The organism is Calothrix sp. NIES-2098 (genome assembly GCF_963875125.1).
Classification (GTDB): domain Bacteria; phylum Cyanobacteriota; class Cyanobacteriia; order Cyanobacteriales; family Nostocaceae; genus Aulosira.
In genome coordinates this window covers 2,821,441-2,834,484 of the sequence record NZ_CAWNKJ010000001.1, presented here as the reverse complement: position 1 = coordinate 2,834,484, position 13,044 = coordinate 2,821,441, and the positions used below count along the sequence as shown (strand labels likewise).

Below are 13,044 nucleotides of genomic sequence, written 5' to 3'. Positions count from 1 at the left end.
GCAAGATATACTTGCAGTTTTAGTTATTATCCCCAGCGATCCACTGGATTAACAGTAAGCAGTAGGTTTTGACCTTAATTTGGGAATTCTACTAAAGAGGATTAACTAGCTGCTTATGTGGAGTAACACCAGCCCAGACAATGCTTTACACTCTAAACCTAAAGATAAAGGTGAGGAACTGCAAACCGCTACAATCGATGAATTCTTACCCCCGCTAGGAATCTGGACAAAATTAAGCGGATTGTTCATGCTAGCTGGATTTGGGTCTGCTGTGGCATTGGCATCGATCGCTCAGTATAAAGTTGTTGTCAAAGCACCTGCCATTGTGCGTCCGGCTGGAGAACTGCGTTTAGTACAGGCAGCAATGGAAGGAACAGTCAAGCAGATTGCCGTACAGGAGAATCAGTTTGTCCGCCAAGGCGATGCGATCGCAATACTCGAAGATTCTCAATTGCAAACCAAAGCAAGTCAACTGCGAGGTAACATTCAACACAACCAGTTACAACTATCTCAAATTGCTGCCGGGTTAGGGGCATTGGATGCCAAAATTAATGCTGAAACAACGGCAATGCAGCGCTCGATTACCTCTGCGCAAGCAGAATTAAGCCGCAATCAGCGGGACTATCAAGATCTTCAAATCGGCACAGAAACGGAAGTGAAAGAAGCAAAAGCTGCTTTATCTCTAGCCCAAGATGAGTTAAACCGCTATTTGAGCTTAGGTCAAACTGGTGCTGTCACCAAGTTGCAAATTAAAGAAAAAGAATCGGCAGCACAGACGGCTCAAGCTCGGTTAGAACGAGCTATGTCTAAACTCAATCCCAGCCATGCTACGGTTACACTTGCCCAAGAAAGAATTGCTTTGGCAAAGGCACAAGGTAAGTCGATACTGGCTAGCTTAAGCAAAGAACGCGAAGCCTCGATCCAGGAACAATTAAATATTAAAAGCCAAATCGATCGAGACCAAAAAGACCTGAAACAGGTGGAGATTGAGCAACAAAAGGCGATCGTGCGATCGCCAAAAACCGGAACTATCCTCAAGCTAGAACTGAGAAACCCCGGTCAAGTTGTCCGTCCAGGAGATACTATCGCCCAAATTGCTCCTAACGAGAACTCGTTGCTGATCAAGGCACGGGTTGCGGCTAGTGATGTTGCCAATGTCAAAGTCTGCACGGCTAGCCAAATCCAGAACTGTCGAGAAGGTAAGGTTTTTTTGCGTGTCTCTGCTTATCCTTACACAGACTATGGCACATTAACCGGAGCCGTTCGTGCTATTGCTCCGGATGCTACTACTTCCCAAGGAACTAATGCTGCTCCCTATTATGAAGTCACGATCTCTCCTGAAAAACTATATTTAGAGCGCAATCACCAACAATACCCCATCCAAGCTGGAATGGAGGTTTCAGCAGAGATCGTTGCTCATGAGGAAACGATACTGAGATTCATTTTAAGAAAAGCTAGATTGCTGACTAACTTTTAAATGGGGTGGCATTGCCCACCCTTGTATATTGAAGGCGCTGAATGATTGAAGGCAGCATACTTAAATCATCAATAATTGCATCAACCTCTACTGGTTCAGGCCAATAGCGATCGCATTTCCAGATTGCTTTCATACCAATATTCTTGGCTCCTAACACATCAGCTGTAGGATGATCGCCAATAAATACACTCTCCTGTGCTTGGACTCCTAGCTTTTGCAGCGCCCTTAAGAAAATTTCTGCTTCTGGTTTCCTGACTCCCTCTGTTTCAGAAATCAAGATAGCGTCAAAATAATTTTCAATATGTAACCCTTGAATTGTGCGCTGCTGAAAGGTTTCACGACCATTGGTAACGATCCCTAACAAATAGCCTGCGGCCTTCAGGGCTTCCAGAGTGCTTTGCAGGTGAGGAAAGGGAACACAGGAATGTATAAATTGATTTTCATAATCTTGGAGTAAATCTTGCCAACTCAGCTTGTCGCAGGAAAATTCAGACAGCAAGCTTTGGTAGACTTTATCCTTCCAGACATAACCTCGACAATCCAATTCAATGAATCGGGAAATATAGTCTTGTTTAGGGATGCTTTCTAGTGCTGGAGTAAAGCGATCGTATTGAGCCGCAATAAATTGTTGGAGTGAAGTCTCTCGATCGAGGAGAGTACCATCTAAATCAAACAGAACTGCTTCGATCGTCATAATTATTCGTGAACTCTTGGAGTGCGATCGCATTTTCCCAAACTCTCATTTGTAGGGTGCGTTAGTATCCTTGTCAGATCATGTTAAGTATGCTAACTTTATGATTACCTAAATTTAAGTACTTCTAATACTGTCTCAATAATTTGCTGGGAAAGTAGCATAATCAGCGAACTTTTCATCCAAAAGTTAGCTTAGGCATCATGTAAAAATATTTATGCAACCAAGTCATAAAAAAAGCTCTGAAGCAAGCAACCTTTTATTTGCTTCTTTGCAGATTCCACCTGCTCTAAAATCTCCAAATGTTTGTTGTTTTGTGATTGGAGAGAGCGTATCTTTTTTTGGTTCTTGGATGACTCAAATCGCCCTAGTATGGATGGTTTATCAAATCACTAATTCGGCCATGTTAGTTGGCGTAGTCGGATTTACCAATCAATTTATGGGGTTGATAATCACACCAATAGTAGGTGTATTGCTCGATCGTTGGAATATACGTTATGTATTACTAACTACTCAGTTAGTATCTATTTTATTATCTGGTACTCTTACCTTTCTCACTATTAAAGGTGACATCACCGTTACTTGGATTATTATCATCGGTATCATGCAAGGAACTGTCAAAGCTTTCGATTTACCAGCACGTCTAGTAAGCATTCCTAGACTTGTGGAGAATAAAGCAGATACTTATAGTGCCATTGCAATTCATTCTTTCTTAATTAATACAGCTAAGTTTGTCAGTCCCATGATTGGCGGCTTACTGCTTGCTAGATTCGGAGCAGCTTCATGCTTTTTGGTAGATAGCATCAGTTATATACCCTTTATTTCAGCTATCTTAACGACTCAAATTAGAACGGCTCCAAATAAGGCTTCAGCACAAAAAACAAAGATTTTGCAAAATTTAAAAGAGGGTTTTATTTTTGCATATGATTTTATCCCAATTAGATATGTTTTATATTTACAAATTATGATTTGTTTTATGGTCATGACCCATGTTAACCTCATACCTATTTTTGTAGGAGAAATCCTAAATGGTAATGCAGAAACTCTGGGATTGTTAATGACAGCTTCCGCCCTGGGTTCTATAATTGCCGGGTTTTATCTGATGTTGAGGAAGCAAGTTACAGGATTAGTAAAAATCATAGCGAATTCTACGATAATTCTCGGTTTAGGTTTAATACTTTTTTCTCGCTCTCATAATCTAGAGATTTGCTTACTATTAATTTGTATTGTCGGTATGACCAATACTCTCACTTTGGCTGCTATTAGTAACTTTGTCCAATTAATTCTTGCCGATGAAAACAAACGTGGTAGAGTTACTAGTATATTTACAACAGGATTTTTAGGAATCTTACCATTTGGGAATTTATTTTTTGGCGGATTAGCTAATCAAATAGGCGTAAATAATGCTTTATTGTTTGGTGGTATCTTTTGCTTGATTGGAGCATTCATTTTTATTAAGAAATTGCCAGAAATGAGAAAAATAGTGTCTCCAATTTATGTAGAAATGGGTTTGATTCCTCAAGCAAATAATAACTAAAGATATGATTTTTGACCAAGCAGAATTTAATCTACGCTGTGAGTGGGGCATAAAAGGTGTTTCTCAACTTGCACCGATTAGTGATGTTGTTGTGATAGTTGATGTTTTATCTTTCTCGACTGCAACAGAAATTGCGACAAACAACGGAGCAATTATTTACCCATATCAATGGCGAGATGATTCTGCACTTAATTATGCCAAGTCTGTACAAGCAGAATTATGTAAAAGTCGTTTTTCTCAAGATGGTTATTCCCTTTCCCCTGTATCTCTGGCTAAAATTCCTGCGGGAACTAAGCTAGTTGTACCATCTCCAAATGGTTCTTCACTAACATTGTTGACAGGTAAAACCCCTACCATAGCCGGGTGCTTGCGAAACTGTGAAGCAGTTGCAAAATTCGCCCAAAAATATGGATCTAGAATTGCAGTAATTCCTGCTGGTGAAAAGTGGGAAGATGGCACACTACGACCAGCTTTTGAAGATTTAATTGGTGCTGGAGCCATCTTGAGTTACTTGAATGGTAATTTATCTCCAGAAGCAGAAATTGCTGTAGCAGCGTTTCAAACTTGTCAGAAAAGTTTGTTAAGAAATTTAAAAAAATGCAGTTCCGGCAAAGAATTGATTGCCAAAGGTTTTGAATCTGACGTTGAATTAGCAGCTGATTTTAATATTAGTAATTGTGTACCTTTATTAATTGACAATGCTTACATTAAGCAGATTGCAACTGAGGGCAAAAACCCCAACCATCACCTTTAGTAGTTGGGGTTTGCGTAGAGAATTAATGGCTGAGTTGAAATAATTCATGACTGGAGTGAGCCGCTTCTCGATGCATAACGCGCTCAAGAACAGTTTCACGTATATTAACAAAAACTTCAGTACTGCGATCGCGTGGTCGAGGAAGGTCTACGCGTATATCTAGAGTAATCCTACCCTCTTCAATCAAAATGACTCTGTCTGCTAACGCTACAGCCTCTTCCACATCATGAGTTACCAACAGAGAAGTAAAACCCTGTTCTTGCCATAATCTTTCAATTAACCCCTGCATATCAATGCGAGTTAGAGCATCCAAAGCACCCAAAGGTTCATCTAGCAATAATAAACGCGGTTGGCTGACTAATGCTCTGGCTAGAGATACTCGTTGTCTTTGTCCGCCAGACAGTATAGATGGCCACTCATCGGCTCTATCCTTCAATCCCACTTGTTCCAGCGCCCACTGCGCTCTTTCACGCCAATTATTTTGTAAGCCCAAGCCCACATTCTGAATCACTCGCTTCCATGCAAGCAGTCGGGGATCTTGAAACATCACTCTCACAGAACGGCTTAGTTTACGTAGTGGTTCTCCATTTAGTAATATTCCTCCCGCAGTTGGTTTATCCAACCCAGAAATCAGACGCAGCAAAGTACTTTTACCGCAACCACTACGTCCGACAATAGCGATAAATTCGCCTGGAGCCACTTCTAAATTGACTGACTTCAAAACATTGTTACCATTAAAAGCTTTAGTCAGATCCAAAATATTGAGATGTGTACCTTTTTCTGTAGCAATCATTAAGATGTTCTCCTAGTTTCAAAAGATTCTTGTTTTGGCATTTATGCACTTTGATAATTAGGATGCCAAGCCAGACATTTGGCTTCTAAAGTTCTAGCTATAGCATCTGCTAATTTACCCAACAAAGCATAGATAAAAATGCTCAAAACTACCACATCAGTTTGCATAAACTCACGGGCATTCATAGCCATGTAACCTATTCCTGAATCCGCAGCAATTGTTTCTGCCACAATTAAGGTTAACCACATGATTCCCAAAGAAAAACGTACCCCAACTAAAATTGAAGATAATGCGCCAGGGAAAATGATTTGCCACAAAAGCTCTCTAGTTTTCAATCCATAAACTCTGCCCATTTCAATTAAGCCAGGATCTACGCTGCGAATTCCATGAAATGTATTGAGATATATGGGAAAAAATACCCCCATTGATACTAGAAATAATCTAGCTTGATCGCCAATCCCAAACCACAAAATTACTAGAGGAATCAATGCCAAATTGGGAATGGTACGGAGCATTTGTAAGGAACTATCTAATAATTTTTCGGCAACCGGGAAAAAACCATTCAGTAATCCCAAGGTAAAACCAATACTACCACCAACTATAAAACCGGATATTGCACGTCCAGCGCTAATACCTATATGTTTAAACAGTTCTCCTGTAGAGGCCAATTTAAACGCCGTCAAAACCACACTACTCGGTGCAGGTAAAATTCTGGTTGAAAGTAAACCTGTTCTAGAAGCGATTTCCCATAGGATCACCACTGTAAAAGGTACAATCCAAGGAACTATCTTCTGGAATAGTTGGCTTTGCAGTAACGCTTTTGGAAAGATGTTGCTGTTGATTTTATTGAGGGTAATAGTCATGAGCTACTCGTTAGTTGATTTATAAAGTTCTCATTGACGGTAATTTCGCCAATACAACTCAATATGTGGTGTTTATTTATCTTGGTTCTACGCAGGTATACATAGGAATAATGCAAATAAGTTACAGTATTTTTGGAATATTCTTCTCAAAAATACTGTAAATCGACCAAATTACCGTAGTTTACGATCAAAATTTTACACGAAATTAGGTAAAAATCAACCCCAAGATATAGGGACTTATACCATTTCAAAATTCAGAATTCGTCTTGGAAAGTTTGCTCAAGTCGGGAGACCCCTTCGGGTTCGGCAGTCCACTCGGCGGCATAGCCGCACGTGTGGCTGCACTCACCGCCCACGCAACGCCAGTTGCTTTAAGCCGGGAAACCCTTTCGGCAGTTGCTTCAAGTCGGCGAACCCGCCCAACGCACTGCCTCACCAACGCACTGGCTCAACTTTCCGCAAAATTCAAAATTAAGAAATTCAGACTGTATCTGGGTTTCGGGCTTTGAATGAATATGTTGCTGGATTTTAGAGAATTGGTATTAGTGGGTGAATGTTGCGAACCGTGAAGCAGCACTATTTAGTCCACCTACTGTAGGGTTTAAGGTTGGTGTGAAAATGGCTGGTTGCAGTGCCCGTAGCGCTCCCGAGTTGATATCTACCAGTAAAGCTCGTTTGAAAGTGGTAGGCAAGAAAAGTATTAGGATCGCTATACCAACTTGCTAGTTGTAAAAAACTGAGTGGCTTTTACTTTAGCTATCAGCTATTAACTCCCAAAAGTTTATCGTTTTTTAGGTGTATAACTCTTATTTCTGGATATTTGCATAATTTAGTCAAAAAAACAAGCCTCTTAAAATAGAGTTATAGAAAAAATTCCTAGACAAACTTGTGTTAAGCAGTACTTGCATTTTTTTTATAAGTGTGAAAAGCTTTGGGTAGAATAAAATACGGTAAATCAATCAAGTTATAGTATTTGAGAATAAATACACTTACACTACAGCATTGAACTTGCTCGCTGACCAGAGAGGACGCAAAGAGAAACCTGTGTCAAGAAATTTTTTCTGATATTCTGCGATATTACTAACTGGGTTGTTAATAATCAGCGATCGCTAGTGATTTGTAGAGACTAGACAATATCAACTCATGACCCAACTAAAAACACTCCCAACCTACGACCCAACATTATTTGAGGGTGCAGCTGAAGTCTACGCTCAATATAGAACTAAATATCCACCTGCCGTATTTGACAAACTCACTGAAATATTTCATCTCAATGGTCAGGGACGACTGCTGGATTTGGGTACTGGGCCAGGTTTAATTGCGATTCCCCTCAGCACTAAATTTCAGGAAGTAGTGGCGCTCGATCCCGATCCCCAGATGCTCAAAGAAGCACAACGCCAAGCCGCCGCCATAGGCGCAAATAATATTACTTGGCTAGAACAAGGAGCAGAACTGATTAACCCTAGTTTAGGGGTATTTAAACTAGCTACCATTGGCAGAGCTTTCCATTGGATGGAACGCGAACTCGTACTCGAACGCCTTTACGAATTGCTGACAGATGATGGATCTGTAGCACTACTTAACACAGGCGACAACCCTTGGGAAAGTTCTCTACCTTGGAAACAAGCTGCTGTTGGAGTAGTGAAAAAATGGTTAGGTGAAGAACGACGGACTGGACAACGAGGACAAGGGATTCGTAAACCAGTCGATCCTCCTCATGAAGTCGTAATTGCCAATTCAAAATTTGCTCGCCAAGAAGTATATGAAGTGCCATTTGAAAAATCTTGGACAGTCTCTAGCTATCTTGGCTACTTATACACTACAGCCTTCTCTCTGAAAATTTTCTATGGCGACAAAGCCGAAGAATTTGAAGCAGATATCAAGCAAGCATTACTAGCAGTTGAGCCTTCTGGAGAGTTTAAAGAAGAACTCAAAGCCACAATTTTAGTAGCTTGGAAGCATTAAATTGAATGAAATTTTAACGCAGAGGGGAGCAGCACGTTGCGGAGGACAGTTGCGTGATGAGGCAGTGCGGTCTTGGGTTTCCCCCGTTGTAGCGACTGCCGTCGCGCAAAGTTCACGCAGAGGGTAAAAGAGAGTTATTTAGTTGTTCTTTCTCTGGTGTGATATTTCCACAGTCAACTAATTGAGCTAAAGAAAAGAGAAAAAATTAGATGAGCAAAAAACGCCAGTTTCGTTTAGGTGCATTTATTCAAGCCACTGGACATCACGTTTCTGCTTGGCGACATCCCGACGCACAAATAGATGCTGGGTTCAATTTTGAGCATTACAAAGAAATTACCCAAACTGCCGAACGTGGTTTATTTGATGCAGTATTTCTAGCTGACAGCCCAGGGGTTTGGGGTGGCGCACCAGAGACACAAAAACGCAATGGAAAAATTGTTCATTTTGAGCCAGTTACTCTCTTCTCGGCTTTGTCTTCTGTTACCAAAAACATAGGCTTTATTGCTACTGCCTCGACCACATACGAAGAACCCTATACCTTAGCTCGTAAGTTTGCCTCTTTGGATCACTTAAGTAAAGGCCGCGCAGGGTGGAATGTAGTCACCACAGGTAATGAAAACGCCGCAGCTAATTTTGGTCTGGAATATCATCCAGAACACAGTCAGCGTTATGAACGTGCGGAAGAATTTGTGGAAGTCGTAAAAGGACTGTGGGATAGTTGGGAAGACGATGCCTTCATCCGTGACAGAGAATCTGGTGTCTATTTCGATCCGGAAAAACTGCATATACTCAACCACAAAGGCAAGCATTTTTCTGTCAAAGGCCCCTTAAACGTTGGTCGTCCGCCTCAAGGCTACCCGGTGATTGTGCAAGCGGGAGCATCCGAAGCTGGACGGGACTTAGCCGCGCGTACTGCTGAGGTAATCTTTACCGCCAATCAAACCCTAGCCGACGCTCAGGAATTTTATGCTGACGTCAAAGGGAGACTGGCAAAATATGGACGCTCTCCAGACGACCTAAAAATCATGCCTGGGGCTTTCCCAGTCATTGGCCGTACTGAAGAAGAAGCGCGAGAAAAGTACGAATTCATCCAATCGTTGATCCATCCCGATGTCGCTTGGGGTATTTTGCGAAACTATTACAAAGATTTGGATCTGTCGAATTATTCTCTAGACGATCTGGCTCCCGAATTACCTAGCGATACCAACACCAACAAGAGTCGTCTGAAATTAGTTAAAGATTTGGCTACTCGTGGGACTTTGACGCTACGCCAGTTATATCTGGCTCTGGCTACTGCACGCGGTCATCGCACCATCATTGGTACTCCCAAAAGTATTGCCGACCAACTAGAGGAATGGTTCAACAATGGCGCAGCAGATGGTTTCAATATCATGCCACCCATCTTGCCTACAGGATTGGATGACTTCGTAAATCTAGTCGTTCCCATCCTCCAGAAACGCGGACTGTTCCGTACTGAATACGAAGGCAGTACTTTGCGGGAAAACCTGGGGCTGCGTCGTCCGGGTAATCAATTCGCTGTCAAACAAGTGGATGAGACATTGGTGTTGGCTTAAGGGGGCAGAGGAGTGTGGGGAGACAAGGAGGCAGCCCTGCGTTGTGGTGAGTCCAGCACTGCGGGAGGGTTTCCCTCCGCAGGTGACTGGCGAACCCGAAGGGAGGTTCCTTCCTTTGTAGCAAGTGGCATTGACAAGGAAGCAGAGGAAGAAATGACAAATGCCCCATACTCCATACCCATTTCCATGACAGTGAAACTAGGTTGTAACTTTTTTGAAGGAGAAAAACATGACTGAATATAGCAGATTGAAAACTTCTCGTTCGGCTGCAATCAAAGCAACTCTGGATTATCCAATCATTGATACTGATGTTCATACCAATGATTTCACTCCAGCGATTGAGGATTACATCGCTAATTACGGCGGCTCGAAACTTGTAGATGAATTGCGCAAGGCGGAATCTTCTCGTCTTAACTCCAAGAGTAACGGTAAAGACTGGTATCAACAAACCCCAGAGGAGCGCCAATACAACCGGACAATTCGCTCTCCTTGGTGGGCTAGAGTTACCCGTAATACATTGGATCTCGCTACTTATACGTTGCCGGAATTGTTCTATGAACGTCAGGCGGAGCAAGGTTCAGATTATTCGGTGCTGTTTCCTAACAATGTCCTCGCACCGGCGGGAGCAGGCCCAGAACATCGCCAAGCACTACAACGGGCGGTAAATCACTATCATGCTGACTTGTATCGCAAATATAGCGATCGCCTAACGGTAGTAGCTGGTATCCCGATGGGTAATCCGCAAGAAGCGATTGAGGAGCTAGAGTTTGCCGTAAATACACTAGGGCTGAAAGTTGCAAATATTCCTGGTGGTGTGAAACGGCCAATTAAGGCGATCGCAGATAAATATCCAGCAGACCAATTCCCCGAAGTTGCCAAGTATGCTTCCTACATTGACTTTTACGGATTGGATAGTGAATACGACTACGATCCATTCTGGGCGAAAGCCGTTGAATTAGGCGTACCCATTACTACCCATTACGGTAGCCAAGGTTGGACTGGACGCTCCTCGATCAGTAACTACATGAACAACCACATCGGTCACTTTGCCGATGGTTCCCAAGCATTTGCTAAAGCACTATTCTTTGGTGGTGTTACCAAGCGTTTCCCACAATTGCGCGTAGCCATGCTTGAAGGTGGTGCAGATTGGGGCGCTCACGTCTACATTCATTTGGTAGACAGATTCTCCAAGCGCAATCTCAAGGGGCTGCAAAACTACAACCCAGATCTGACAAATGCTGATGAGTTGTTTGTGTTGTTTGAGCGCTTCGGTAGTGAATTCCTCAAAGCGCATCCACTGACTAAAGAAGAACTCACAAAGTCTGTACTCGGTTCTTCCTTTAACCGTCATAGTCGCTCGCCTGTTGGTAGCGAACTGGAAGACTTTGCTGCTGCTGGGATTGAAACCATTGAAGACATCCGCGATCGCTGGGTGAATAGTTTCTTCTTTGGTTCTGAGTCTGACGATCGCACCATCGGCACAGCATTCAACGACAAAGCCAATCCCTTGGGTGTGAAAATCAACGCCATCTATTCCTCAGATGTGGGTCACTGGGATGTACCCGACCTCACAGATCCGCTAGCAGAAAGCTGGGATCTGGTGCAAGAAGGTGTGATTTCCGAAGCTGACTTTAAAGCTTACGTCTTTGGTAATCCCTACAAGTTCTACACCCAAGCTCACCCCGACTTCTTCAAGGGTACGGCGATTGAATCTAAAGTACCTACTCCACAAGTAGATAAGAACCTCGTAGTGGCTTAAATCACCAAAGAGGGTTGAAGGAATCGGGTCAAAATCTAGGGACGTTTGCCATACAAGGGGATTAGATAATTTCTAGTCCCCAATTCCTAAATCAAATACACACTTCAGTAATTACAGGAATTAAAACTATGCCTATCGAAAAGCGCTCCGGTTTATTGCCTTATCTGTTCTCGGCTGTTTGGGAAGATGCTAACAAACCTGCACCGCTGGTGTTGTTTTTGCATGGAGCACGCGATCGCGGAAATGATTTAAATGTGCTGCTAAAATGGGGTCTACCACGTTTTGTGAATGAATCAAGCGCTTTACCTTACTTCTTTTTAGCGCCTCAACTTCCGGAAGGGCAAACTTGGGTAGAGCGAGAATCAGATGTAATTGCTTTGTTGGATAACTTTATCGCCTCCCGGTCTATCGATCCGTCCCGTGTCATTATATCTGGGTTCAGCTTAGGTACGGCAGGGGCTTGGCACATCGCAGCTTCTCATCGCGATCGCTTTGCTGGTTTGGTAGCAGTTTCAGGTCGCGTTCCCAAAACGTTAGAAGAAAGCCAACTAGCTGCACTCAAGGAAATTCCCATTCAAATATTCCAAGGTGCTAAGGACGAAAAGCTTTCTGTTGAAGATACACAGCAGATTGTTGATACCTTGCGCGGATTGGGAGGAACAGTAGATTTTACTGTATTGCCCGAAGGCGATCATTTTATTGCTGATGAAGTATACAGCGACCTGAAATTGCAACAATGGCTGATTTCACAAAGTCGTCGTGAAACTTCTGTCGTTGCCTCGGTCTGATTCAGTAATAACTGATGCTTTTGCTGGTATTATGCAGATGGCTTGTGATTTGCTAACTTAAAAGCCGATAAAAATAAAATCACACCCAAGATTACATACAACGAAGAACTTGCTACATACCTCAAAAGATTGCTGCCAATAAATGCTCCTAGTATCGAACCAGATGCCATTGAAACCACAAACTTTTGCTCTGATTTCACTTCTTGGAGTCGTTGCTGACTTCTATATTTGAATAAACCCATCATGATTGTGGGAATGCTGATTGCAAGACTCAAACTTCCTGCTAATTTGATATCAATTGCAAACACCAAAATGATTGTAGGGATAATCAACTCACCACCTGCGACACCAAGCATACTGCTAAATATCCCAATCACAATTCCTGCAACAAAACCGATGGCAATTCTTAGTAAATCTGGAAGTTGCCAACTCTGAAAACTGAAAATGAAATTATGTCCAATCAATACAAAACTTAGGAAAAATAGAAAAACAACAACAACCCGATTTAATGTTCGTTCGTTGATTCGGGTTGCATAGTTAACTCCAATATAAGAGCCAATCAGAGAGCCCGCGAGAATGTTAATAACAACTGTCAGGTTTGCCAAAACATTCTCAAGACCAATAATGCCGCTGCGAAAAATGAATGAAAAAATTACACTAACGAGGCTCACAATGAGATTGATAATAATTGCCTGTAGAGTTCGATAGTTAAAAATACTAACTAAAACTGGTAAGCGAAACTCAGCACCACCTAAACCGATTAGTCCACCAAGAATTGCGACCAAAGCACCCCAAACAAAAGCCCAAAGATTTCGCATTTAAATCTCACACGTACAATCAGGA

General features: G+C 42.3%; 12 protein-coding genes. 8 read left to right on the top strand and 4 right to left on the bottom strand.

Annotated features, from left to right (window positions below; genetic code table 11):
* The first annotated feature begins 115 nt into the window (after positions 1-115).
* Positions 116-1,477 carry an HlyD family secretion protein gene (locus AACU33_RS11925; RefSeq protein WP_096588710.1) on the top strand — a complete coding sequence of 454 codons (1,362 nt, stop codon included), beginning with the start codon at positions 116-118 and terminating at the stop codon, positions 1,475-1,477.
* Here the strand turns inward: AACU33_RS11925 and AACU33_RS11920 are convergent.
* Entirely contained in the window at positions 1,467-2,171 is a 705-nt protein-coding gene (locus tag AACU33_RS11920; protein ID WP_096588709.1) for an HAD family hydrolase, read from the bottom strand. The genes AACU33_RS11925 and AACU33_RS11920 overlap by 11 nt on opposite strands.
* Positions 2,172-2,385: 214 nt before the next feature.
* On the opposite strand from AACU33_RS11920, the gene AACU33_RS11915 reads away from it, so the two are divergent.
* Both AACU33_RS11915 and AACU33_RS11910 read left to right on the top strand, forming a co-directional pair.
* On the top strand, positions 2,386-3,705 hold the full coding sequence (locus AACU33_RS11915) for an MFS transporter (protein ID WP_096588708.1): 1,320 nt from the start codon (positions 2,386-2,388) through the stop codon (positions 3,703-3,705).
* A gap of 4 nt (positions 3,706-3,709) precedes the next feature.
* Positions 3,710-4,459, top strand: a complete 750-nt coding sequence (locus tag AACU33_RS11910; RefSeq protein ID WP_096588707.1) for a 2-phosphosulfolactate phosphatase — start codon at positions 3,710-3,712, stop codon at positions 4,457-4,459.
* Between the two features lie 22 nt (positions 4,460-4,481).
* On the opposite strand, the gene AACU33_RS11905 is transcribed toward AACU33_RS11910, so the two are convergent.
* Both AACU33_RS11905 and ssuC read right to left on the bottom strand, forming a co-directional pair.
* Positions 4,482-5,252 (bottom strand): ATP-binding cassette domain-containing protein, encoded by a 771-nt coding sequence (locus AACU33_RS11905; RefSeq protein ID WP_096588706.1) that lies wholly within the window; start codon positions 5,250-5,252, stop codon positions 4,482-4,484.
* 41 nt (positions 5,253-5,293) lie between these two features.
* The gene (gene ssuC, locus AACU33_RS11900) at positions 5,294-6,115 is read right to left on the bottom strand and encodes an aliphatic sulfonate ABC transporter permease SsuC (protein ID WP_096588705.1); all 822 of its coding nucleotides are present in this window, start codon (positions 6,113-6,115) and stop codon (positions 5,294-5,296) included.
* A gap of 1,143 nt (positions 6,116-7,258) precedes the next feature.
* On the opposite strand from ssuC, the gene AACU33_RS11895 reads away from it, so the two are divergent.
* From AACU33_RS11895 to AACU33_RS11875, 5 genes are all read left to right on the top strand, one after another.
* Positions 7,259-8,080 (top strand): class I SAM-dependent methyltransferase, encoded by an 822-nt coding sequence (locus tag AACU33_RS11895; protein ID WP_096588704.1) that lies wholly within the window; start codon positions 7,259-7,261, stop codon positions 8,078-8,080.
* Positions 8,081-8,289: 209 nt separating this feature from the next.
* Positions 8,290-9,654, top strand: coding sequence for an LLM class flavin-dependent oxidoreductase (locus AACU33_RS11890; RefSeq protein WP_096588703.1), 1,365 nt, complete (start codon positions 8,290-8,292; stop codon positions 9,652-9,654).
* Positions 9,655-9,666: 12 nt separating this feature from the next.
* Positions 9,667-9,891: a hypothetical protein gene (locus AACU33_RS11885; RefSeq protein WP_096588702.1), complete on the top strand. Its 225-nt coding sequence runs from the start codon at positions 9,667-9,669 to the stop codon at positions 9,889-9,891.
* The gene (locus AACU33_RS11880; protein WP_096588701.1) at positions 9,884-11,413 is read left to right on the top strand and encodes an amidohydrolase family protein; all 1,530 of its coding nucleotides are present in this window, start codon (positions 9,884-9,886) and stop codon (positions 11,411-11,413) included. Before AACU33_RS11885 ends, AACU33_RS11880 begins: the two co-directional genes overlap by 8 nt.
* A 128-nt stretch (positions 11,414-11,541) precedes the next feature.
* Complete coding sequence (locus tag AACU33_RS11875; RefSeq protein ID WP_096588700.1) at positions 11,542-12,201, top strand: carboxylesterase family protein; 660 nt, start codon at positions 11,542-11,544, stop codon at positions 12,199-12,201.
* Positions 12,202-12,230: 29 nt separating this feature from the next.
* Here AACU33_RS11875 and AACU33_RS11870 read toward each other — a convergent pair whose 3' ends face one another.
* The gene (locus AACU33_RS11870; protein WP_096588699.1) at positions 12,231-13,019 is read right to left on the bottom strand and encodes a sulfite exporter TauE/SafE family protein; all 789 of its coding nucleotides are present in this window, start codon (positions 13,017-13,019) and stop codon (positions 12,231-12,233) included.
* Positions 13,020-13,044 lie beyond the last annotated feature (25 nt).